This window comes from Allobosea sp. MMO-172, assembly GCF_037147855.1.
Taxonomy (GTDB): domain Bacteria; phylum Pseudomonadota; class Alphaproteobacteria; order Rhizobiales; family Beijerinckiaceae; genus Allobosea.
This window is the reverse complement of the sequence record NZ_JBBCUM010000001.1, coordinates 621,225-642,657: the sequence shown is the minus strand read 5'-3', so window position 1 is coordinate 642,657 and position 21,433 is coordinate 621,225. Positions and strand designations below refer to the sequence as shown.

Here is a 21,433-nt window from a genome sequence, read left to right as displayed (position 1 = left end):
GAGTTGCTGCGCGGCAGCATGACTGTGTCTAGGCGGCAGCGCAGCGGATGACAACTTGCCCCTTCGCCGGGGGTAAGCGGATGCGAAGGAGAGTGGCGGCATGAAGGTCTCGTCGATGCGCTGCCTGGCCCTGGCGGCGCTGGCCCTCATCGGCCTGCCCGCGATCGCGTCCGCGCAGGACATGCAGGCGGGATCGGTCACCGGCTTGCCCGTGCCGCGCTATGTCAGCCTGAAGACGGACCGCGTGAACCTGCGCGAAGGCCCCTCGAAGGAGCACCGCACGCGCTGGGTCTATCAGCGCGCCGGCCTGCCGGTGGAGGTCACTGCCGAATTCGAGACCTGGCGCCGCGTCCGCGATGCCGATGGCACCGAGGGCTGGGTGCTGCACAGCCTGCTTTCCGGCCGCCGGACGGCGCTCGTCGCTCCCTGGTCGAAGAAGAAGGACGAGAATTTCCCGATGCGCAGCGCCGCGAACGAGGACGCCGCCGTCGTCGCCCGGCTGCAGCCCGGCGTTGTCGCCAGCGTCGCCTCCTGCGCCAACACCTGGTGCCGCGTCAGCGTCGGCACCATCAACGGCTTCATCCGGCAGGAGCGCCTCTGGGGCGTCTATCCCAACGAGAAGGTCGACTGAGGGGCGTCCCCGGCGCTACTGCGCCGCAAGCGCCATCAGCGGCCGGCCGCCGCGATCGAGCAGGACGAGCCGGCCCGTCTGGCGCTCGAAGCTCCAGCGATGCACGCGCTCCAGCGCTTTGAGGAAGCGCTGCTCCTGCGCCATCTTGTCGGGCTCGCAGGCCATCATCGTCGAGACCATGCGCGAGAACCGGATCACCCGGCCCTGAATGGTCGCAGTGCCGCCGAAGCCGTTGCAGCCGCCGCGGCCCGACACCTTGCCGTCCGCTGCGATGGTGAGCGTGGTCGCGATCGAGGCCGGGGTCTCGGCGCCGCCGAGGCGGGCGAGGCGCCAGTTGCCGACCGGCGAGGCGGCAGGCGCGGGCGGTTGTTCCTGCCCGGCCACGCGCTGGACCCAGATATCGGTATTGTCCGGGCCGCCCGTGAAGACGCTGTGCCGCTCCGTCGTGATGAAGAGCAGCTGCCCGCGATGCGTGATGCGCGCCTGCAGTGCGTAGCTATGACGGGGATCGATCCGCCTGCTATCGAAGCGCAGGGTCCACGGCGCCGGGATGCGGCGGCCGGAAACGCGCGTCTCGGCGATGGTGCGCGCCGGCGCGTCGGCCAGCGAGACGTCGAGCAGCTTCACCTCGACGATGGCGCCGGGCGGCAGGGCCATGCGCTCGCGAAAGGAGACCGTGCCGCGCAAGCTGCGCGGCGCCGCCAGCGCGGGCGTGGCGGGGAGGGCGGCCGCCAGCAGAAGCCCTGCCAGCGCGCGGCGCGAGATCGGCGAATCGGTGAAAGCCATGTTCGTGGTCTCCGGAGCGGACGGAGCTTATTTCAGCTGTCGATCTTGCGCAGCCGCACCACGACGTCGACTCGCGCGATTTCGTAACCTGCGGGCGGGACCGGGAGGCTCGCGACGTCGATCTCGTCGGCGGGGATGTCGATCACCCGGTTCTCGCCGTCGACGACGAAATGGTGGTGATCATGGTCGGCGGTGTCGAAATAGGCCTTGGCACCGTCGAGCGTGAGTTCGCGCAGGAGGCCTGCCTCGGTGAACTGGCGCAGCGTGTTGTAGATCGTCGCGAGCGAGACCGGGATGCGCTCCTTCATCGCCTCTTCGAACAGCATCTCGGCGCTGACATGGCGCTGGCCCTTGGCGAAGAGCACCCAGCCGAGCGAGACGCGCTGGCGGGTCGGCCGCAGACCGACGCGCCGGAGCTTCTGGCGAATGTCGTTGAAGGGGCAGCCCTGCCGCACCGGCGTTCCGTAACCCTGGTCCTGGGAGGTCAGGTCGCTCATGCCCTGTTCGCGTGCCTTCATGCGCAACGGATGTCCTGAAGGCTCCGTTTGTTGAAAGAATTCCAATCCGAAATGTAAGGCGTCGGAGTCCCCGTCGCAAGCGTTGAACCGGTCTATAGGCTCTGGAGGACCGCTCCTGCATTGATCTGGCGCAGTCTCGCTGTGGTTTTTGACGCTGCGACGCGCGTCTTGGGACGTGCTGCCCTTTCGTTTCCCGCTCCCGCCGTGTTAGGCACGGCAAACGAGACACCGGCCGAATCCGGCCGGTGCCAGGGAGCGGTACGGGAATGCAGCGTCAGTCGTCTTTCAGCTACGAGGAGATCCTCGCCTGCGGTCGTGGGGAACTGTTCGGGCCGGGCAATGCGCAGCTCCCGCTGCCGCCGATGCTGATGTTCGACCGGATCGTCGAGATCGCCGAAGAGGGTGGCGAGCACGGCAAGGGCCTCGTCCGCGCCGAATTCGACATCAAGCCCGATCTCTGGTTCTTCGATTGCCACTTCAAGGGCGATCCGGTGATGCCGGGCTGCCTCGGCCTCGATGCGCTCTGGCAGCTCACCGGCTTCTTCCTCGGCTGGCTCGGCCTGCCGGGCCGCGGCCGCGCGCTCGGTGTCGGCGAGGTCAAGTTCGCCGATCAGGTCCTGCCCTCGGTCAAGAAGGTCGTCTACGGCGTCGACTTCAAGCGCGTCTTCAAGTCGAAGCTCGTCCTCGGCATCGCCGATGGCTGGCTGGAGGCCGACGGCAAGCGCATCTACACGGTCAGCGACATGCGCGTCGGCCTGTTCAAGCCGGAAGCGGCCTGAGGAAAAACGTAAGCCGACCTTGCGTGCAGCTGCCGCTCGGTCCATTTGCGCGGTATGAATCCAGAAGCGGCCGGGCCTGTCCCGCCGCGTGCTGACAGCTGGAGTAGCGAGCATGAGACGCGTCGTCGTCACCGGGATGGGCATCGTCTCGTCCATCGGCAACAACACGCAGGAGGTCCTGGCCTCGCTGCATTCGGCCAAATCGGGCATCTCCTATGTGCCGGATTTCGCCGAACACGGCTTCCGCAGCCAGGTCGCGGGCGTGCCGACGCTTGACCCCGCGACGGTGCTCGACCGGCGCGCCATGCGTTTCCATGGCGGCGGCTCGGCCTGGAATCAGGTCGCGATGGAGCAGGCGATCGTCGATGCGGGCCTGGAGCCCGCCGAGATCAGCAACGAGCGCACCGGCATCATCATGGGCTCGGGCGGTCCCTCGACCCGCGCCCTGATCGACGCTTATGACAAGGCGCGCGAGAGCGGCTCCTCGAAGAAGGTCGGCCCCTTCGCCGTGCCCAAGGGCATGTCCTCGACCGCTTCGGCGACGCTGGCGACCTGGTTCAAGATCAAGGGCGTCAATTATTCGATCTCCTCGGCTTGCGCGACCTCGAACCACTGCATCGGCAATGCCTACGAGCTGATCCAGTGGGGCAAGCAGGACGTCATCTTCGCCGGCGGCTGCGAGGAGCTGGACTGGACGCTTTCCGTCCTCTTCGACGCCATGGGTGCGATGTCTTCCGACTTCAACGGCACGCCGGCCCGCGCCTCGCGCGCCTATGACGTTGCCCGCGACGGCTTCGTCATCGCCGGCGGCGCCGGTGTCGTCGTCCTTGAAGAGCTGGAGCATGCCAAGGCCCGCGGCGCCAAGATCTATGGCGAGATCGTCGGCTATGGCGCGACCTCGGACGGCTACGACATGGTCGCTCCGTCCGGCGAGGGCGCGGTTCGCTGCATGCGCATGGCGCTCGAAGGCGTGAAGAGCAAGGTCGACTACATCAACCCGCACGGCACCTCGACCCCGGTCGGCGACGGCAAGGAGATCGAGGCGATCCGGGAGGTCTTCGGTGCCGGCGACAAGGCGCCGCCGATCTCGGCGACGAAGTCGCTGACCGGCCATTCGCTCGGCGCCACCGGCGTGCAGGAGGCGATCTACTCGCTGCTGATGCTCAATAACGATTTCATCTGCGAGAGCGCCCATATCGACGAGCTCGACCCGGCCTTCGCCGACATGCCGATCGTGCGCAAGCGCATCGACAATGCGGGCCTCGGCACCGTGCTCTCGAACTCGTTCGGCTTCGGCGGCACCAACGCCACCATCGTGATGAAGCGCCTGGAGGTCTGAGAAGCGCCATGCTCTTCATGGTGATCGAGCATTTCGATCAGGCCCGCGTGAAGGATGTCTACGCCCGCTTCCAGCATAGCGGGCGGATGGCGCCGGCCGGCGTGCGCTATGTCGAAAGCTGGGTCTCGGCCGATCTCGGCCGCTGCTTCCAGATCATGGAATGCGACGATATCGCCCTGCTGCAGGAATGGGTCCTGCAATGGAACGACCTCGTGCGTTTCGAGATCGTGCCGGTCTCCACTTCGAAGGCCGCCGCTGCCGCGATCACCAAGACCGACTAGCCCAAGGGCTGCCGATGGCGGCGCCGGCAACGGTGCTGCAATGCTGATACGCCGTTCAGAGTTAGACCGACCCGCCGACTTTCCTTCGTTTCCCCCCGTCTTCGGACCCGTTCCCGAAGTCCCTTCCGAGTTTGCCATGCTCCCGCTGATGCACAACAAGCGCGGCCTCATCATGGGCGTCGCCAATCAGAATTCCATCGCCTGGGGCATTGCCCGCACCCTTCACGCCCATGGCGCCGAGATCGCCTTCACCTATCAGGGCGATGCGCTCGGCAAGCGCGTCCGGCCGCTGGCGGAGAGCATCGGCTCGAAGCTGGTCGTGCCCTGCGATGTCGAGGATACCGCGTCCGTCGATGCCGCCTTCGCGACGCTCGACGAGGCCTGGGGCGGCGATCCCGAGCGCAACACGCTCGATTTCATCGTCCATGCCATCGGCTTCTCCGACAAGAACGAGCTCAAGGGGCTCTATGCCGACACGACCCGCGAGAATTTCTCGCGCACGATGGTGATCTCCTGCTTCTCGTTCACCGAGGTCGCCAAGCGCGCGGCGGAGCGCATGCCCAAGGGCGGCAGCATGATCACGCTGACCTATGGCGGTTCGACCCGGATCATGCCGAACTACAACGTCATGGGCGTCGCCAAGGCGGCCCTGGAGGCGAGCGTGCGCTATCTCGCCGGCGATTACGGCCCGCGCGGCATCCGCGTGAACGCGCTCTCGCCCGGGCCGGTGCGGACGCTGGCCGGTGCCGGCATTTCCGACGCCCGCGCCATGCTGTCCTGGCAGCGCGCCAATTCGCCACTGCGCAAGTCGGTTTCGCTTGAAGAGATCGGCGGCTCGGCGCTCTATTACCTCTCGGATCTCTCCGGAGGTGTCACCGGCGACGTCCATCATGTCGATGCCGGCTATCACATCACCTCGATGCCGGCGCTGGATTCGCTGCGCGCGGCCGACAGCGGCAACGGCGACTAGCCGGAACCGCATGGCCGGGGCGCGGTTTCCTTTGATCGAAAGGAGGGTGCGCGATGGTCATGGTCAAATACGAGGTGGTCGAGCACGACGGCGGCTGGGCCTACAAGGTCGAGGGGGCTCTGTCCGAGACCTTCCGGACGCATGACGCGGCGCTGAAGGCGGCGACCCGCGCTGCCGCGCGCCAGACCGTGGCCGGCAGCACCGACGGCATCGTCTATCAGGACCAGAGCGGCCGCTGGCACGAGGAGCTGGCGGATGGCCATGACCGGCCTGCGACCCGGGTCGTCGACGGCAGCTGAAGGCGCTTTCGCCCCGATGATCGGCTATGGGGCCGCCATGCGGCCCTTTCGCTTGCTCTTGGGCGTCAGCGCGCCGTGAAGAAGGTCAGCAGCACCTTGTTCTTCTCGCCGAGCAGGCAGAGGAAGCGGCGCGGTTTGTCCGAGCGATCGGTCCGCAGATAGGCCTCGGCCATGACGATGCGCGTGACCGCGATGTCCTCGATCTTCGATTCCGACACCGCGACCGTGGCGCCATCCTCGTCGATATAGATGTCCTTGATCTCCGGCTCCTTGGCGTGGAGCGCCTGCAGCGCGGCGGCCTTGCAGGTCGCGACCTCCGGCGTCGCCGGCTTCTCGCTTTTCGGTGGGACTTCTTGGGCAAGCGCCGCGACGGGGACATAGAGGACGGCGGAGATCAGGGCAGGGGCGAGGAAGCGAAGCATGCGGAGAGCACTCAGGTTGATCGGTGAGTGCTGAACGCGCGAACGCGCCGGCGGTTCACGAAGCGGCGCTTTTGAAGGGTGTCATTCCGTGCGCGCTGCGGCGCGAAGTGCCGCTGCGCAGACACGGGACCGCACGCAGGATAGGGGGCCGTTTCGCTCTGCCGCGAGGTCCGAATGACCGCCCGCATCTATGCCGTCTACATCCTCGCCACGCGCAAGGACGGGCCGCTCTATATCGGCATCACCAGCGACCTCGAACGCCGGATCGCGGAGCACAAGGCCCACGCGGTCAAAGGTCACGCGGCGAAGTACAACATCGACCGGCTGGTCTATGTCGAGACCTTCGACGAGCCGAACCAGGCGATCGAGCGCGAGAAGGTTCTGAAGAAGTGGCGCCGCGCCTGGAAGATCGCGCTGATCGAAAAGAAAAACCCGGCGTGGTCTGACCTCGCCGGGTGAATTCAGCATTATTCGTCACGCGGTCCCGTGTCTGCGCAGCGGCATTCGTATGCCGCAGCGCGCACGGGATGACACTCTTCAGCAGCCGCGAAACCGGGCTCTCAGAGCCCCAGCTTCTTCTTGCGCTTGCCGAGCGTGCGCAGGCGCAGCGCGTTGAGCTTGATGAAGCCGGCCGCGTCGCGGTGGTCGTAGGCGACCGCGCCTTCCTCGAAGGTGACGAGGTCCTGGTCGTAGAGCGAGTAGTCGCTCGACCGGCCGATGACATGGACGCCGCCCTTGTAGAGCTTGAGGCGCACGTCGCCGGTGACGAATTCCTGGCTCTTGTCGATCAGCGCCTGCAGCATCTCGCGCTCCGGCGAGAACCAGAAGCCGTTATAGATCAGCTCCGCATATTGCGGCATGATCTGGTCCTTGAGATGCGCCGCGCCGCGGTCGAGCGTGATCGACTCGATGGCGCGATGGGCCGCATGCAGGATCGTGCCGCCGGGCGTCTCGTACATGCCGCGCGACTTCATGCCGACGAAGCGGTTCTCGACGAGGTCGAGACGGCCGATGCCGTTGTCGCGGCCGAGATCGTTGAGCTTGGCGAGCAGCGTCGCGGGCGAGAGCTTCTCACCGTCGATCGCGACCGCGTCGCCCTTCTCGAACGAAACCGTGACGATCGTCGGCTTGTCCGGCGCGTCTTCCGGCGAGATCGTGCGCGAATAGACGTAGTCGGGCACCTCGACTGCCGGATCCTCCAGCACGCGGCCTTCCGAGGAGGCGTGCAGCAGGTTGGCGTCGACCGAGAACGGCGCTTCGCCGCGCTTGTTCTTGGCGATCGGGATCTGGTGCTGCTCGGCGAAGGCGATCAGCTGCTCGCGCGAGCGCAGGTCCCATTCGCGCCAGGGCGCGATCACCACGACATCGGGCTTCAGCGCGTAGGCGGTCAGCTCGAAGCGGACCTGGTCGTTGCCCTTGCCGGTCGCGCCGTGGGAGACGGCGTCGGCACCGGTCTTCTCGGCGATCTCGATCAGCTTCTTGGCGATCAGCGGGCGGGCGATCGAGGTGCCCAGCAGATAGACGCCCTCATAGGCGGCGTTCGCGCGGAACATCGGGAAGACGTAGTCGCGCACGAACTCCTCGCGCAGGTCCTCGATATAGATGTTCTCCGGCTTGATGCCGAGCAGCAGCGCCTTGTCGCGCGCCGGTCCGAGTTCCTCGCCCTGGCCGAGATCGGCGGTGAAGGTCACGACCTCGCATCGATAGGTGGTCTGCAGCCATTTGAGGATGATCGAGGTGTCGAGACCGCCGGAATAGGCGAGGACGACCTTTTTCACGCTGCTGTCAGCCATCTGTTCATTTTCCTTCTGGCAGCCCCCATGGGCCGCGTTTCGGACGCAATGGCGCACTATCGCAGCGTTCGGGGCGAAGCAATCGGAACCTTCTGATCGATCCCGCGTCGTCCGGTGATGGATGGGCGCGGGCGAGCGCGTCGTCCCTCCATTCCACAGGCGCCATTCGCGGCGCTTGCGGTCGCGTTGCGAAGAGCGCAGGCTCGATCGGGCGCGACACGACATGACGACCTGTTCGGAGGCTGAATGCCGAATCGTCCCGTTCTGGACTTCTGGTATGAGTTCGCGTCGCCCTATTCCTGCCTGAGTGCCCTCAGAATCGAAGAGTTGGCCGATAAAGCCGGCGTCACCTTGCGCTGGCGTCCCTTCCTGCTCGGGCCGATCTTCGCGGCGCAGGGCTGGAACACCTCTCCCTTCGCGCTCTATCCCAGCAAGGGCCGCTATATGTGGCGCGATACGGCGCGGCGCGGACGGCGGCAGGGTGTCGCCATCGTCAAGCCCGAGAATTTTCCCCAGAATTCGCTGACGGCCGCACGGCTGGCGCTGGCCGGCCGCGATGGCGGCTGGACGCCGACCTTCTCGAAGGCGCTGTTCCGGGCGCATTTCTGCGAGGGCCGCAACATCGCCGAGGAGGCGGTGCTGAGCGCCGCGCTGAAGGAAGCCGGCAGCGATCCGAATGTCGCGCTGCCGCTCTCGCGCAGCGAGGAGGTCAAAGGCCGTCTCAAGGCCGAGATCGAATATGCCAAGTCGATCGGCATTTTCGGCGCGCCGTTCTTCGTGGCCGGCGACGGCGAACTCTTCTGGGGCGACGACCGCCTTGAGGAAGCGCTGGAATGGGCGACGGACGGGCGGTGATCCTCGACCGGCGCCGCATGCTGCTGGCAGCGGCCGGCCTCTGCCTGGCCCCGGCGGCGCGGGCGCGTCAGGCCTTGCCCGGAGAGGCGCCGACATACGACACCCGTGAATTGACGGCGGTGCCGAACGCCGCGGCGATCGGCCGCCGCTACTGGTCACCCGGCCTCAACGAAGGCTATGTGCCGCAGGGCCTCACGGTCTTCGGCGACGAGATCCTGATCGCCTGCTACCGCAGCACCGATCGCGAGCAGGATAACGGCCCGGCGCGGGTATTCCGGCTCGCGCGCGGCGACGGACGCCTGCTCGGCAGCTTCGCGCTGCCGGCGACCTATGGCCATCCCGGCGGCCTCGCCAATCTCCGCGGCACGCTGTTCGTCGCCAATTCCGGCCGGCTGCTGGCGCTCGACTTCAAGGAATCCTGCCGCACCGGCGAGTGCGCTCCGCTCAAGGAAGTGCGCGTCGACAAGGCGATGGGGCCGTCCTTCCTGACGGCCTCGGGCGATGCGCTCTGGTTCGGCCCTTACCGTCGCGAGGGCGCGCCGAATCTTCATGCCGTCCCGGTCGATCGCATCCTGGCCGGCAGCGAGGCGCCGATCGGGCTCGCGGATAGCCGGGCCATCCTGCCATTGCCGCTCTTCGCGCAAGGCGCGACCTTCGACAAGGCGGGGAAGGTCTGGATCGCGCAGAGCTCCGGCAACCGGCCGGCCTTCCTGACGCAGCTGGACCCCGCCACCGGCGCCACGCTCGCGCGCTATCCCGCTCCCGGCGGCATCGAGGATCTCGGGCTGGCGCGTGACGGCAAGCTCTGGGCCGTCGGCGAAGCCGGTACGCAGCGCTGGAACCGCTGGAATACCTTCTATCCGCTGGTCTTCGAGATCGACGCGGGCAAGCTCGCCGCCTGAGCGCTGGCGCTTGCTGGGATCAGCTCCGGTTGTTTGTCTTCAGGCAGGTCGGGCTGGAAGCCGATTTCCAGATGCCGTTGGCTTTGCATCCGCTGAAGGGGACTGCGCAGAGCCGGGCCACACAGGCGCTGGGGTTATTGCCCGCCTGGCATTTCTGTTCGCAGGAGGCGTTCATTTGCGAACACGAGCTTCGCGCCGCCTGACAGGCTTCCTGCGCGCCGGCCGTCTGATATCCCGCCAACAGGGCGTAAAGGCCGAACGTGATCGCGAGGGCCGCTTTCATCGCCGTTCTCCATCTTGACCTTGGGTAAGATAGATTGAGGTCGCGGCGATCGTCCACGATCCGCGCGATGCAGATGGCTTACCCGGCTGGGGGCCTCTGCCAGGGGCCGCGCGCCGCGGTTTCCTCGACCATCGTCGGCAGGTCCTGCCGTTCGCCGATCTTCGGCGGATGGGGCGGCATCGCCGGCATCCGTCCACCGGCGGTCTCGACCAGCGCCTGCACGCGTTTGGTGACGGAGGGATGGGTCGAGAACAGGTCGGCGAAATCGTCAGGGTCGTTCTCGAAGCACATGTCCATCACGCCTGATGGAACGCCCTCGATATCGGCCCGGCCGGAGATCTTCAGCAGCGCGGAGATCATCGCGTCCGGATTCTTCGTCAGTTCGACTGCGCCGGCATCGGCGAGATACTCGCGCGAGCGTGAGAGCGACAGGCGGATCAGGATCGCCAGGAACCAGGAGATCGCGATAACCGCGATGCCGATGATGATCGCGAGGCCGTTGCCCTTCTTGCCGTCGTCCGAGGACATCCTGATGCGGCTGCGCCCGAAACCACGGAAGACGAGCTCGCCGGCGAAGGAAACCACCCCCGCGATCACCACGGCGATCACCATCAGCCGGACGTCGCCATTGCGGATATGGGTGAGCTCATGCGCCAGCACCGCCTCGACCTCGGCGTCGTTGAGCTGGGCCAGCAATCCGGTGGTGACGCTGACGGTGAACTGGCTGTCGTTGACGCCGCTGGCGAAGGCGTTGAGCGCGTCGCTCTCGATGATGGCGAGCTTCGGCATCGGCAGGCCGCGCGAGATGCAGAGATTCTCCAGCATCCGGTAGAGCTTGGGATTGTCCTCCCGTGCGAGCCCCTTTGAGCCGGTGACCGCGTTGATCATCGCGACATTCATCCGGAAGCCGATGAACACCCAGAGCATCGCGCCCGCGGTGATGAAGGGGAACCAGGAGCGGAAGACGCGGCCGGCCTCGCCGAAGGCGGTGCGCCCGCGCGGCACGCCGCCATAGCCGAAGGCGACGAGCAGCAGGCCCCAGGCGGTGAGATAGACGAGCAGGAAGAGCCCGGCGATCAGGAGGTTCGACCTGATCCGGTTGTTGCGCTGGTGGGTGTAGAGCCCGAAGGCCTCGGCCATCGCTCCCTCACAGGCTGTTCGAACAAGTTCAAGCCCTCATCCTGAGGAGCCGCGCAGTGGCGTCTCGAACGATGAGGGCTCTAGAGTTTCAAGCAGCTCCTTAGAACTTCACGCTGGGCGCGACTTCGATCTGCGCGCGGGTCTGCTCGCCGACATCGAAGAACTCGCGCTGGGCGAAGCCCATCTGCGGTGCGAACAGCACGGCCGGGAAGGCCTGGATCGCGGCGTTGAACTCGCCGACCGCATTGTTGAAGAAGCGCCGCGCCGCCGCGAGCTTGTCCTCGACATTGCCGAGATCGACCTGCAGCTGCTGGAAGTTGGCGCTGGCTTTGAGGTCGGGATAGGCCTCGCCCAGCGCGAGCAGCCGGCCGACGGCGCCGGAAAGCTGCTGCTCGGCGGCGGCCTTGTCGTGCACGCCGGTCGCGCCCTGGGCCGCGTTGCGCGCGGCGATCACTGCGTCGAGCGTCGATTTCTCATGCGTCGCATAGCCCTTCACCGTCTCGACGAGGTTCGGGATCAGGTCGTGGCGCTGCTTCAATTGCACGTCGATATCGGCGAAGGCCTGGTTGACGCGCTGCCGCATCGCGACGAGCCCGTTATAGGTCATGATCAGGTAGACGACGAGGACGGCGATCAGCCCCAGAATGGCCCAGCCCATGAAATGCTCCCGCGAATGCCGTGAAACCTGCGGTGCAGACTGGCATGGCAGGCGGTGCTGGGGAAGCGATTCCAGCGGATATTGAATATGACGTAGCGTTATGCTCTGTTTTTGCCACTACCGTAGCGAGAGATGGGGCGCGCGGGCAGTCAAGGATCAATGTATCCGCAAGAGCAGGGGATGGGGCGATGAGGTTTGTTGCGGCGGCGCTGCTGGCGCTGACCGTTTCTGCTTGCAATCAGACGGCGCAATCCGAGGGGCCTGAACCCGTCGCGGCGGCCTTGCCGGCGGCACCGGCCTTGCCGCCGGCGCCGGCCTTGCCTCCGGCGCAAGGGGCGGGGCCTCGTCTGGCTTCCAGCGCCACGGCTGCGGCCGTGCCGATGGAGGACCCCGGCGCCTCCGTCTACGAGCCGCTCGTCGACATGCATCGCGTCAATCCCGATCGCTACCAGCGTGACCTCACCGCCTGCCGGCAGCAGGCTTCGCCGCAGCTCGCGGCGATCAAGCGGGCGACGCAGCAGCAGCAGACCGGCACGGCCATCGCGGTGGCCGGCACGCTGGCGAGCTATATCCCCGTGCCGGGCTTCCGGCAGGCCCAGGTGCTGGCGGGCGCCGCCAATGCGGTGCAGTCGGTCGGCGGGGCGACGGCGGAGAGCGGCGCGGCCGCGGTGGAGAAGGCCTCGGCCGATTACGCGCTGGTGGTCGATAGCTGCCTGACGCACAAGCGCTACAAGCTGCTGCGTCCCGGATCATAATCGGGCCTCGGGGCAGGGTTTCGCCTTGCCCTGAGGGTCCGCTTGCATTACATCGCCCCTGTCCGAAGGGCCGTGATCGATCATGCGCCGGGGGCGGTCTCCAGGACCTGCTCCCGTTTCGTGTTTGAGCTGGGCCGCCCGGATACGGATCGAGCCGCTGGTCCTGGCGCCTTCGCCGGCCCCGTCTGACGGGGAGGCGGAAACCTCCGAGAGGAGGTGCCGACGGCCGCGATCCGGATCGCAGCACCAACCACGGCGCCTCAGGCCGGACATCCGCGGGATACGCGGCCGGCTCCCAGGAGATTACATGTCAGCAGTTGAAAGCTACAGCGCGGGTCGCGAGGATTTCGCCGCCCTGCTCGAAGAGTCCTTCACCCGTAACGAGGCCCTCGAAGGCTCCGTCATCAAGGGCAAGGTCGTCGCGATCGAGAAGGACATGGCGATCATCGACGTCGGTCTGAAGACCGAAGGCCGTGTCGCCCTCAAGGAATTCACCGGCCCCGGCCGTGACCAGGAACTGAACGTCGGCGACGAGGTCGAGGTCTATCTGGACCGGATCGAGAACGCGCTCGGCGAAGCCGTCATCTCGCGCGACAAGGCTCGCCGCGAAGAGAGCTGGGTCAAGCTCGAGAAGGCCTTCGAGGCCCGCGAGAAGGTCACCGGCATGATCTTCAACACCGTCAAGGGCGGCTACACCGTCGATCTCGACGGCGCCGTGGCCTTCCTGCCGCGCTCGCAGGTCGATATCCGTCCGATCCGCGACGTCGGCCCGCTGATGGGCCAGCCGCAGCCCTTCGAGATCCTCAAGATGGATCGCCGCCGCGGCAACATCGTCGTGTCGCGCCGCACCGTCCTCGAAGAGACCCGCGCCGAGGCTCGTTCCGAGCTCGTCGCCTCGCTCGAAGAGGGCCAGGTCATCGACGGCGTCGTCAAGAACATCACCGAATACGGTGCGTTCGTTGACCTCGGCGGCATCGACGGCCTGCTGCACGTCACCGACATGGCGTGGCGCCGCGTGAACCACCCGTCGGAGGTCGTGACCATCGGCCAGACGGTCAAGGTCAAGATCATCAAGATCAACCAGGACACGCACCGCATCTCGCTCGGCATCAAGCAGCTGCTGGCCGATCCGTGGGATGGCATCGCCGAGCGTTACCCGGTTGGCACCCGCCTCAAGGGCCGCGTGACCAACATCACGGACTACGGCGCGTTCGTCGAAGTGGAGCCGGGCATCGAAGGCCTGATCCACGTCTCCGAGATGTCCTGGACCAAGAAGAACGTCCACCCCGGCAAGATCGTCTCGACCTCGCAGGAAGTCGACGTCGCGATCCTCGAGGTCGATCCGGTCAAGCGCCGCATCTCGCTGGGCCTCAAGCAGACCCTGCGCAACCCGTGGGAGCTCTTCGCGGAGCAGCACCCGTCGGGCTCGACGGTCGAGGGCGAGGTCAAGAACAAGACCGAGTTCGGCCTGTTCCTGGGTCTCGAAGGCGATATCGACGGCATGATCCATCTCTCGGATCTCGACTGGAACCGTCCGGGCGAGCAGGTCATCGAGGAATACAAGAAGGGCGACGTCCTGCAGGCCGTCGTTCTCGACGTGGACGTCGAGAAGGAGCGCATCTCGCTCGGCCTGAAGCAGCTCGGCGGCGATCCCTTCGTGGATGCCGGCGAGTTCAAGAAGGGCCAGATCGTCACCTGTGAGGTGGTCGAGGTGAAGGAGTCGGGTCTCGACGTGAAGATCGCCGACACCGACATGATGACCTTCATCAAGCGCGCCGAGCTGGCTCGCGATCGCTCCGAGCAGCGCCCTGAGCGCTTCGCGGCCGGCGAGCGCATCGACGCCCGCGTCGTGCTCTTCGACAAGAAGGCGCGCAAGATCCAGGTCTCGATCAAGGCCCTGGAGATGGCTGAGGAGAAGGAGGCGATGGCCCAGTACGGCTCCGCCGACTCCGGTGCCTCGCTCGGCGACATCCTGGGCGCTGCGCTCAAGAAGGCCACCGACAAGAAGTGAGGTTTCGGCCGCGAAAGCGGCCGGCCTTTGAATTCGGCCCGCGCGGAGCGATCCGCGCGGGCTTTTGTTTCGAAACCACGTTGTCATTCCGGGGCGGCCCGTAGGGCCGAACCCGGAACCCACGACTGGGCGAGCCCTGGCCACCGCGGCGGGGAACGCTCGTCCAGTCGTGGGTTCCGGGTTCTTCGCTGACGCGAAGCCCCGGAATGACAACGCACTCACCACATAAAAGGAGCTCGCCATGACCCCCGCCGCCATCGGCATCGACTTCGGCACCACCAACAGCGTCGTCGCGCTGGCGGGGCCGGACGGATCGGTCATGACGCGCTCCTTCGCCACCAGGCAGGGCGCGGTCGATGCCTACCGCTCGGCGCTGATGTTCTGGCGCGAGGGCCGCCCCCCTGAGACCCGCATCACCCATGTCAGCGGCCCCGATGCGCTCGACATGGCCCTGGGGATGACGACCGAGCATCGCTTCCTGCAATCGCTCAAGACCCATCTCTCCAGCCGCGCCTTCCAGGAGACCCGGCTCTTCGGCAAGCTCTTCCAGTTGGAGGACCTGATCGGCGTCTTCCTGTCCGACCTCACGGCGGATCTGCCGGGTCATGACGCGCTGCCTTTGGTTTCCGGCCGCCCGGTTGTCTTCGCCGGCGAGCGCCCTGACGAGGAGCTGGCTGTCGGTCGCCTGAAGGGTTCCTACGGCAAGGCCGGCATGAGCCAGGTCGATTTCGCCTATGAGCCGCTCGGCGCCGCCTATTGGTATGCCCGTGATCTGAGGACGCCGCAGACCATGCTGGTCGCGGATTTCGGCGGCGGCACCAGCGACTTCTCGGTGATGCGCTTCGAGCCCGGCCGCAATGGCGGTCTGGAGGCGATCCCGCTCTCCCATGCCGGTGTCGGCGTCGCGGGCGACACCTTCGACTACCGCATCATCGAGCATGCGGTGTCGCCGGCGCTCGGCAAGGGCACGGATTACCGCTCCTTCGGCAAGCTCTTGCCGGTGCCGGCCCATTACCACGCCGCTTTCGCGCAATGGCACAAGCTTTCGTTGATGAAGAGCCGCGAGACCATGGCCGAGCTCAACGCCCTGATCCGCGAGGCCGTCGAGCCCGGCAAGCTCGAGGACCTGCTGACGGTGATCGAATACGATCTCGGCTACGAACTCTATCGCGCCGTTTCCGCCGCCAAGGTCGCGCTCTCCGACAAGGAGGAGACGACGCTGAGCTTCAGCCAGATGGGCGTCAGCATCGAGAAGCCGATCCGCCGTGCCGATTTCGAGCGCTGGATCGGCGACGATGTCGGCGCGATCGAAAGCGCGCTCGATCGCGCGCTGGCCGAGGCCGGCCTCGGTGGCGATCGCATCGAGGCGGTCTTCATGACCGGCGGCACCTCCTATGTTCCGGCCGTGCGCAGCCTGTTCGACCGTCGCTTCGGCGCCGGCAAGGTGCATATCGGCGATGCCTTCCGTTCGGTCGCCAGCGGCCTCGCGCTGCTCGCGCTCGACCGGGCGCGCGCCTCGGTCGCGGCCTGAAGGCGGCCCAGCTGCCTTGCCCGGCTGGGCTTGCAGGTCTACATCACGGACCCAGCCTCAGGAGCCTTCCGATGTCATCCGATGCCGATCTGCTCGCAGACCGCCGCAGCCTGCGCCGCAAGCTGACGCTCTGGCGCGTGCTCGCCGTGCTCGGCGTGATCGTCGCGGCGGTGATCGGTGGTCTCGCCTGGAAGGGCGACAGTTCGGGCAGCCTGTCGAGCGCCCATATCGCCCGCATCACCGTTTCCGGCTTCATCTCCGGCGATCGCCGCACGCTCGACCTGATCAAGTCGGTCGAGGACAGCAGGGCGGTTTCCGCCGTCGTGCTCCGCATCGACAGCCCCGGTGGCACGACCTCCGGCTCCGAGGCGCTGCACACGGCTTTGCGCCAGCTCGCCGCCAAGAAGCCGATGGTCGCGGTCGTCGACGGCGTTGCGGCCTCGGGCGGCTATATCGCTGCGATGGGCGCTGACCGCATCGTCGCCCGCCAGACCTCGCTCGTCGGCTCGATCGGCGTGCTCTTCCAGTTCCCGAACGTCTCGAACCTGCTCGACACCGTCGGCGTCAAGGTCGAGTCGATCAAGTCGAGCCCGCTTAAGGCGGCGCCGAGCGGCTTCGAGCCGACCTCGCCCGAGGCGCGCGAGGCGCTGCAGCGCGTCGTCAACGACAACTACATCTGGTTCAAGGACATGGTCCGCGATCGCCGCCATCTCGCCGAGGGCGAGGTCGCCACGGTCTCCGACGGGCGCGTCCATTCCGGCCGGCAGGCCGTGAATCTGAAGCTCGTCGACCAGATCGGCGGGGAGCCCGAGGCGATTGCCTGGATGGAGCGCGAGAAGAGCGTCGCCAAGGACCTGAAGGTCCGCGACTGGCGCCGCCGCAGCGAATCCTCGTCGCTGGGCCTGTGGAGCCTGGCCGAGGCGATGGCGCGGGGCGCCGGCCTCGACGCGCTCGCGGCGACGATCGCGCGCGCGGCGGATCAGCCGGTCGGCTTGCGGCTTGACGCGCCCTTGGCGCTCTGGCAGCCTGCCGCTGAAAAGTGATGTTGATACAAATGGTTATACTCCAGCGATGATTAAATCCGAACTCGTTCAGCGGATCGCCGACCGCAACACCCACCTCTACCAGCGCGACATCGAGAACATCGTCTCAGCCATCCTGGACGAGATCGTGAAGGCGCTGGCGCGGGGCGACCGGGTGGAGCTGCGCGGCTTCGGCGCTTTTTCGCGCAAGGGCCGCTCGGCCCGCATCGGCCGCAATCCCCGCACGGGCGATGCGGTCGAGGTCGAGGAGAAGTTCGTGCCCGTCTTCAAGACGGGCAAGGAGCTGCGGCTGCGCCTCAACGGCAAGGACTGAGCGCAGGCGCTTTTCAAGGCTGGTCCCAGTTCCAGCCTTCATCCCGAAGAGCCGCGGAACGGCGTCCCGAAGGATGATCCAGGAGGCTCCGGAGGTATCTGGAGTGTCCATCGAGACACAAGCCCCACCGGCTCGCTCCTCAGGCTGAGGGCTCGCAGATGCAAAGGGAACGATCCCGATGAAGGCCTTTTTCAAGGCGCTGGTGCTGGTTCCCGTCGCGCTGGTGATCGTGCTGTTCTCGGTCGCCAATCGCGGCGCGGTACGCGTTTCGCTCGATCCCTTCAGCCGCGACCTGCCCATGCTGTCCTATGAGCTGCCGCTGTTCGCGGTGGTGCTGGCTGCCATCGCCGTCGGCGTGCTCGTCGGCGGCCTGGCCTCCTGGATCGCGCAGGGCAAGCACCGCAAGGCGGCGCGCCGCAACCGCCGCGAGGCGGAGGCGCTGCGCTCCGAAACCCAGGCGCTGCGTTCGGCCGTGCCCGACTCCGCGCTGCCGGCACTGACCAACGGACGGAATTGATGCGACTTTTCGATGTGGCCGAGATCGACGCGGCCCTGAGCTATCCCGGCCTGATCGACATCCTCGACGACGCCTTCCGCAGCGAGGTCATCGCGCCCAAGCGCGGCCAGTATGCGATCCAGCGCCCGGACGAGACCGACGCCATCCTGCTGACCATGCCGGCCTGGAGCGGGCCGGACGTCGCCAATCCCTATATCGGCACCAAGATCGTCTCGGTCTTCTTCGGCAACGGCAAGCGCAACCTGCCGGGCGTCATGGGCGCCTATCTGCTGATGGACGGCGCGACCGGCAAGCCGCTCGCGGTGATGGACGGTAACCGCTTGACGACCTGGCGCACGGCCGCGGCCTCGGCGCTGGCCTCGCGCTACATGTCGAACCCCGAATCCAGCCGCATGCTGATGGTGGGGGCCGGCGCGCTCGCGCCCTTCATCATCAAGGCGCACCGCTCCGTCCGTCCGCTGACCGAGATCGCCGTCTGGGCGCGGCGGCCCGAAGCCGCCGAGGCCACCGTCGCCGAGCTGGCCAAGGACGGCATCGAGGCCCGCGCCACGACCGACCTCGAAGGCGAGGCCCGCACCGCCGACATCATCTCCTGCGCCACCAACGCGACCGAGCCGTTGATCCACGGCCACTGGCTGAAGCGCGAGGCGCATCTGGATTTGATCGGCGGCTTCACCATGCAGATGCGCGAGGCCGATGCCGATGCGCTGCATCGTGCGCGGGTCGTCGTCGATTCTAGCAAGGCGATCGACGAAGGCGGCGACGTCGCTGTCGCCATCGCCGAGGGCAGCTACAGCGCCGACAGGATCGCGGGCACGCTGGCCGATCTCTGCCATGGCCGGATCGCCGGGCCGGTCGAGGGCGGCGGCATCACGCTGTTCAAGTCGGTCGGCGTCGCGCTCGAGGATTTGGCGGCCGCCGTCGCCGTCTGGGAGCGCCGCGCCTAAGCCTAAGCAGAATGCTGCTTCAGTCCGGGGAGGGATGCCGGTGGCGATCGATCTGACGGACGAAGAGCGCAGCTATGTCGCTCAGGCGGCCGCGGCGGATGCGGGCTTCCTGCCGGCGTTTCTCTCGTCCCTGCCTTATCTCGCGCCGGTCGTGCTGTTCGGCACCTATGGCGCCTGGATCGGCGACGTCACGGCCGTCGCGCTCGCCCTGGCCTGTCTGGTCGCGCTTAACCTGTGGTGGATCCAGAGCCAGTGCCGGTCGGCGGCGCTGTTCAAGGCGATCTGCGCCAAGATCGCGGCCGAGCCGGCTGCAACCGATCGGCCTGACGTGGCCTGACCGGCTGCGGCCGTCTCGTCAGGCGATCCGCGCGCCGCCGATGGCGCCGAGCAGCCACAGGATCAGCACGATCGTCAGCACGAGGCCGAGCACGCCGCCGAGCCCCGCCGATCCGTAGCTGCGATGGCCGTAATAGCCGCCGCCGCCCAGAAGCAGGACGAGCAGCACGATGATGAGGACGGTGGACATGGCGAACTCCCGTTTCGTGGCGCCCGTTGCGGACGCGGTCTGACGGGAAACGCCGGCTGCGAACCCTCGGTTCCGCAGCGTGAGCGCGGGTTATTCCACCTTGAGCCCGACCTCCCTGATCAGGTCGCCCCAGCGCTTCATTTCGGCCTGCAGGAAGGCGCCCAGCTCTTCGGGGCTGTTGCCGACGGGCTCCGCCGCCAGCGCATCCATCTTGGCGCGCACGGCCGGGTCGGCGATCCCCGCCTTGGTGTCGGCCTGGATCTTGGCGATGACGGCGGGCGGCGTCCTGGCCGGCGCGAACAGCGCGAACCATGAGGAAACGTCGAAACCCGGTACGGTATCGGCGATCGGCGCGAAGTCCGGCGCCGTCGGCGAGCGCTTCGCCGTGGTGATGCCGAAGCCGCGAATCGAGCCGGCGCGGACATGCGGCAGCGCCTGCGGGATGTTGTCGAAGATCAGGTCGATGCGCCCGCCGATCAGGTCCTGCGTCGCCTGGGCCGTGCCGCGATAGGGCACATGCACCATCTTGGTGCCGGTCAATTTCTGGAACAATTCGCCGCAGAGATGCACGGAGGTGCCGACGCCGGACGAGCCATAGGTGAGCTTGCCGGGATTGGCCTTCGCATAGGCGATCAGCTCGGCGACATTGTTCACCGGCAAGGTCTTGTTGGCGACGAGCAGGTTGGGGACCATCGCGACCATGGTGATCGGCGCCAGGTCCTTGGCGGGGTCGTAGGTCAGCTTCTGGTAGAGGTACTGGTTGGTCGCCATGCCCACGGAGACGATCAGGAAGGTGTCGCCGGTCGGCTCGGCCTTGGCGACCGCGTCGGTGCCGATATTGCCGCCGGCGCCCGGCCGGTTCTCGACCACGATATTGGTGCCCCAGGTCTGGCCGAGCTTGTCGGCGACGAGCCGCGCCAGCACGTCGGTCGCGCCGGCCGGCGGGAACGGCACCACGAGCTTGAGCAGCCGGCCCTGCGGCCAGGATTGCTGACCGAGCCCTGTGCTCGGCGCTGCGAGAAGGGCGCCTGCGCCGGCAAGAACACTGCGGCGGTCGATCATGGCCGTCATCGATATCTCCCTGAATGGCGCGTCTCGCGTCGCCTTTGCTCAAAGCTGCAATTCGCCGCGCCGCTTGTCCAGCCATCGCGCTTGACCGCGGGGGAGGGGCGCGGCGATTCTCCGGCCATGCGCAGCATCTCCCGAATCGCGGCCCTTCTGGTGCCGTTCGCCCTCCTGCCGGCCATCGGCCACGCCCAGTCGACCGCGGATCAGGAGGCGAAGACCCGCGCCGCCAATATCGCGGCCTGGCCCGATGCCGCCCGTTCGCTCTTCGGCCAGAAGACCGAGCCGGCCAGCATGCAGGCCCGCGCCATCGGCTCCTATGCGCGCGGCTGCCTTGCCGGTGCCGAGGCGCTGCCGGTCGACGGGCCGAGCTGGCAGGTCATGCGGCTCAACCGCAACCGCAACTGGGGCCACCCGGTCCTCATCGACTATCTGGAGAAGCTCGCCCGCGACGTGCCGCGCATCACCGGCTGGCCGGGGCTTCTCGTCGGCGACATGTCGCAGCCGCGCGGCGGCCCGATGCTCACCGGCCATGCCTCGCACCAGATCGGGCTCGATGCCGATGTCTGGCTGACGCCGATGCCGCGCGGCCGGCTCGATCGCGAGCAGCGCGAGAACATGTCGGCGGTCAACATGGCCCGCTCCGACTGGCGCGACGTCGATCCGCGCCACTGGACGCCCGCCCATACCCGGTTGATCCGCACCGTCGCGGCCGAGCCGAAGGTCGAGCGCATCTTCGTCAATCCGGCGCTCAAGGTGGCGCTCTGCCGCGAGGCCGGCGCCGACAAGAGCTGGCTGGAGAAGGTGCGGCCGATCTGGGGCCACAACTATCATTTCCACATCCGGCTGGCCTGCCCGGCCGGCATGGCGAGCTGTCAGGGCCAGGAACCGCCGAATTTCGGCGATGGCTGCGGCGAGGAGCTCAATGGTTGGATCGAGCGCCAGCGCAACGCCATCTTCAATCCGCCGAAGCCCAAGCCCGGCCCGAAGCCCAAGCCGAAGCCGCCGATGTCGCTCGATGCCCTGCCGCCGGAATGCCGGCAGGTGCTGGTCTCGCGCTGAGCGCGCG

The 21,433-nt window shown here is 67.1% G+C and carries 27 protein-coding genes; 18 read left to right on the top strand and 9 right to left on the bottom strand.

From position 1 onward, the window contains the following. The first annotated feature begins 100 nt into the window (after positions 1 to 100). Entirely contained in the window at positions 101 to 631 is a 531-nt protein-coding gene (locus WFK61_RS03060; RefSeq protein ID WP_336810045.1) for an SH3 domain-containing protein, read from the top strand. A gap of 15 nt (positions 632 to 646) precedes the next feature. Here the strand turns inward: WFK61_RS03060 and WFK61_RS03055 are convergent, their stop codons facing one another. Then, the gene (locus WFK61_RS03055; protein ID WP_336810044.1) at positions 647 to 1,417 is read right to left on the bottom strand and encodes a YbaY family lipoprotein; all 771 of its coding nucleotides are present in this window, start codon (positions 1,415 to 1,417) and stop codon (positions 647 to 649) included. A 32-nt stretch (positions 1,418 to 1,449) separates the two neighbouring features. Further along, positions 1,450 to 1,914: an iron response transcriptional regulator IrrA gene (irrA, locus tag WFK61_RS03050; RefSeq protein WP_306226588.1), complete on the bottom strand. Its 465-nt coding sequence runs from the start codon at positions 1,912 to 1,914 to the stop codon at positions 1,450 to 1,452. A 287-nt stretch (positions 1,915 to 2,201) separates the two neighbouring features. Between irrA and fabA the strand changes: the two genes are divergently transcribed. The 5 genes from fabA to WFK61_RS03025 all read left to right on the top strand — a co-directional run bounded on the left by fabA (position 2,202) and on the right by WFK61_RS03025 (position 5,603). Beyond that, positions 2,202 to 2,714 (top strand): 3-hydroxyacyl-[acyl-carrier-protein] dehydratase FabA, encoded by a 513-nt coding sequence (fabA, locus tag WFK61_RS03045; RefSeq protein WP_047578039.1) that lies wholly within the window; start codon positions 2,202 to 2,204, stop codon positions 2,712 to 2,714. A gap of 112 nt (positions 2,715 to 2,826) precedes the next feature. Then, positions 2,827 to 4,053 carry a beta-ketoacyl-ACP synthase I gene (gene fabB / locus WFK61_RS03040; protein ID WP_336810043.1) on the top strand — a complete coding sequence of 409 codons (1,227 nt, stop codon included), beginning with the start codon at positions 2,827 to 2,829 and terminating at the stop codon, positions 4,051 to 4,053. Positions 4,054 to 4,061: 8 nt separating this feature from the next. Continuing rightward, entirely contained in the window at positions 4,062 to 4,334 is a 273-nt protein-coding gene (locus WFK61_RS03035; RefSeq protein ID WP_257735364.1) for a DUF3303 domain-containing protein, read from the top strand. A gap of 136 nt (positions 4,335 to 4,470) precedes the next feature. Continuing rightward, positions 4,471 to 5,304, top strand: coding sequence for an enoyl-ACP reductase FabI (gene fabI, locus WFK61_RS03030; protein ID WP_336810042.1), 834 nt, complete (start codon positions 4,471 to 4,473; stop codon positions 5,302 to 5,304). A 53-nt stretch (positions 5,305 to 5,357) separates the two neighbouring features. After that, complete coding sequence (locus WFK61_RS03025) at positions 5,358 to 5,603, top strand: DUF2188 domain-containing protein (RefSeq protein WP_336810041.1); 246 nt, start codon at positions 5,358 to 5,360, stop codon at positions 5,601 to 5,603. Between the two features lie 65 nt (positions 5,604 to 5,668). On the opposite strand, the gene WFK61_RS03020 is transcribed toward WFK61_RS03025, so the two are convergent. After that, positions 5,669 to 6,025, bottom strand: coding sequence for a hypothetical protein (locus WFK61_RS03020; protein WP_336810040.1), 357 nt, complete (start codon positions 6,023 to 6,025; stop codon positions 5,669 to 5,671). A gap of 174 nt (positions 6,026 to 6,199) precedes the next feature. Here WFK61_RS03020 and WFK61_RS03015 point away from each other — a divergent pair, with 174 nt between their 5' ends. After that, a complete protein-coding gene (locus tag WFK61_RS03015; protein WP_336810039.1) occupies positions 6,200 to 6,484 on the top strand; it encodes a GIY-YIG nuclease family protein in 285 nt (94 codons plus the stop codon). A gap of 101 nt (positions 6,485 to 6,585) precedes the next feature. Here the strand turns inward: WFK61_RS03015 and WFK61_RS03010 are convergent, their stop codons facing one another. Then, positions 6,586 to 7,818 (bottom strand): argininosuccinate synthase, encoded by a 1,233-nt coding sequence (locus WFK61_RS03010; RefSeq protein WP_336810038.1) that lies wholly within the window; start codon positions 7,816 to 7,818, stop codon positions 6,586 to 6,588. A gap of 246 nt (positions 7,819 to 8,064) precedes the next feature. Between WFK61_RS03010 and WFK61_RS03005 the strand changes: the two genes are divergently transcribed. Then, on the top strand, positions 8,065 to 8,673 hold the full coding sequence (locus WFK61_RS03005; protein WP_336810037.1) for a 2-hydroxychromene-2-carboxylate isomerase: 609 nt from the start codon (positions 8,065 to 8,067) through the stop codon (positions 8,671 to 8,673). Beyond that, complete coding sequence (locus WFK61_RS03000) at positions 8,652 to 9,575, top strand: NHL repeat-containing protein (RefSeq protein ID WP_336810036.1); 924 nt, start codon at positions 8,652 to 8,654, stop codon at positions 9,573 to 9,575. Before WFK61_RS03005 ends, WFK61_RS03000 begins: the two co-directional genes overlap by 22 nt. Positions 9,576 to 9,594: 19 nt before the next feature. On the opposite strand, the gene WFK61_RS02995 is transcribed toward WFK61_RS03000, so the two are convergent. The 3 genes from WFK61_RS02995 to WFK61_RS02985 form a co-directional block, all read right to left on the bottom strand. Beyond that, positions 9,595 to 9,858 carry a hypothetical protein gene (locus WFK61_RS02995; protein ID WP_336810035.1) on the bottom strand — a complete coding sequence of 88 codons (264 nt, stop codon included), beginning with the start codon at positions 9,856 to 9,858 and terminating at the stop codon, positions 9,595 to 9,597. A 78-nt stretch (positions 9,859 to 9,936) separates the two neighbouring features. Beyond that, positions 9,937 to 10,998 (bottom strand): M48 family metallopeptidase, encoded by a 1,062-nt coding sequence (locus WFK61_RS02990; protein ID WP_336810034.1) that lies wholly within the window; start codon positions 10,996 to 10,998, stop codon positions 9,937 to 9,939. A gap of 100 nt (positions 10,999 to 11,098) precedes the next feature. Next, a complete protein-coding gene (locus tag WFK61_RS02985; RefSeq protein WP_336810033.1) occupies positions 11,099 to 11,656 on the bottom strand; it encodes a LemA family protein in 558 nt (185 codons plus the stop codon). Positions 11,657 to 11,844: 188 nt separating this feature from the next. On the opposite strand from WFK61_RS02985, the gene WFK61_RS02980 reads away from it, so the two are divergent. The 8 genes from WFK61_RS02980 to WFK61_RS02945 all read left to right on the top strand — a co-directional run bounded on the left by WFK61_RS02980 (position 11,845) and on the right by WFK61_RS02945 (position 19,110). After that, the gene (locus WFK61_RS02980; protein ID WP_336810032.1) at positions 11,845 to 12,411 is read left to right on the top strand and encodes a hypothetical protein; all 567 of its coding nucleotides are present in this window, start codon (positions 11,845 to 11,847) and stop codon (positions 12,409 to 12,411) included. A gap of 307 nt (positions 12,412 to 12,718) precedes the next feature. Continuing rightward, positions 12,719 to 14,422 (top strand): 30S ribosomal protein S1, encoded by a 1,704-nt coding sequence (rpsA, locus tag WFK61_RS02975; protein ID WP_047579771.1) that lies wholly within the window; start codon positions 12,719 to 12,721, stop codon positions 14,420 to 14,422. A gap of 241 nt (positions 14,423 to 14,663) precedes the next feature. After that, positions 14,664 to 15,953 carry an Hsp70 family protein gene (locus tag WFK61_RS02970; protein ID WP_336810031.1) on the top strand — a complete coding sequence of 430 codons (1,290 nt, stop codon included), beginning with the start codon at positions 14,664 to 14,666 and terminating at the stop codon, positions 15,951 to 15,953. A 71-nt stretch (positions 15,954 to 16,024) separates the two neighbouring features. Beyond that, positions 16,025 to 16,996 carry a signal peptide peptidase SppA gene (sppA, locus tag WFK61_RS02965; RefSeq protein WP_336810030.1) on the top strand — a complete coding sequence of 324 codons (972 nt, stop codon included), beginning with the start codon at positions 16,025 to 16,027 and terminating at the stop codon, positions 16,994 to 16,996. Positions 16,997 to 17,024: 28 nt separating this feature from the next. Further along, on the top strand, positions 17,025 to 17,309 hold the full coding sequence (gene ihfB, locus WFK61_RS02960; RefSeq protein WP_199085290.1) for an integration host factor subunit beta: 285 nt from the start codon (positions 17,025 to 17,027) through the stop codon (positions 17,307 to 17,309). 178 nt (positions 17,310 to 17,487) lie between these two features. Next, on the top strand, positions 17,488 to 17,826 hold the full coding sequence (locus WFK61_RS02955) for a LapA family protein (protein WP_336810029.1): 339 nt from the start codon (positions 17,488 to 17,490) through the stop codon (positions 17,824 to 17,826). Further along, entirely contained in the window at positions 17,826 to 18,773 is a 948-nt protein-coding gene (lhpI, locus tag WFK61_RS02950; RefSeq protein ID WP_336810028.1) for a bifunctional Delta(1)-pyrroline-2-carboxylate/Delta(1)-piperideine-2-carboxylate reductase, read from the top strand. The genes WFK61_RS02955 and lhpI overlap by 1 nt, the downstream gene beginning before the upstream one ends. A 40-nt stretch (positions 18,774 to 18,813) precedes the next feature. Beyond that, positions 18,814 to 19,110 carry a hypothetical protein gene (locus tag WFK61_RS02945; RefSeq protein ID WP_336810027.1) on the top strand — a complete coding sequence of 99 codons (297 nt, stop codon included), beginning with the start codon at positions 18,814 to 18,816 and terminating at the stop codon, positions 19,108 to 19,110. Positions 19,111 to 19,128: 18 nt separating this feature from the next. Here the strand turns inward: WFK61_RS02945 and WFK61_RS02940 are convergent, their stop codons facing one another. After that, positions 19,129 to 19,299, bottom strand: coding sequence for a DUF3309 family protein (locus tag WFK61_RS02940; RefSeq protein WP_336810026.1), 171 nt, complete (start codon positions 19,297 to 19,299; stop codon positions 19,129 to 19,131). Between the two features lie 90 nt (positions 19,300 to 19,389). After that, positions 19,390 to 20,370: a tripartite tricarboxylate transporter substrate binding protein gene (locus WFK61_RS02935; RefSeq protein ID WP_336810025.1), complete on the bottom strand. Its 981-nt coding sequence runs from the start codon at positions 20,368 to 20,370 to the stop codon at positions 19,390 to 19,392. Between the two features lie 117 nt (positions 20,371 to 20,487). On the opposite strand from WFK61_RS02935, the gene mepA reads away from it, so the two are divergent. Beyond that, the gene (gene mepA, locus WFK61_RS02930; RefSeq protein ID WP_336810024.1) at positions 20,488 to 21,426 is read left to right on the top strand and encodes a penicillin-insensitive murein endopeptidase; all 939 of its coding nucleotides are present in this window, start codon (positions 20,488 to 20,490) and stop codon (positions 21,424 to 21,426) included. The last annotated feature ends 7 nt before the right edge of the window (positions 21,427 to 21,433 follow it).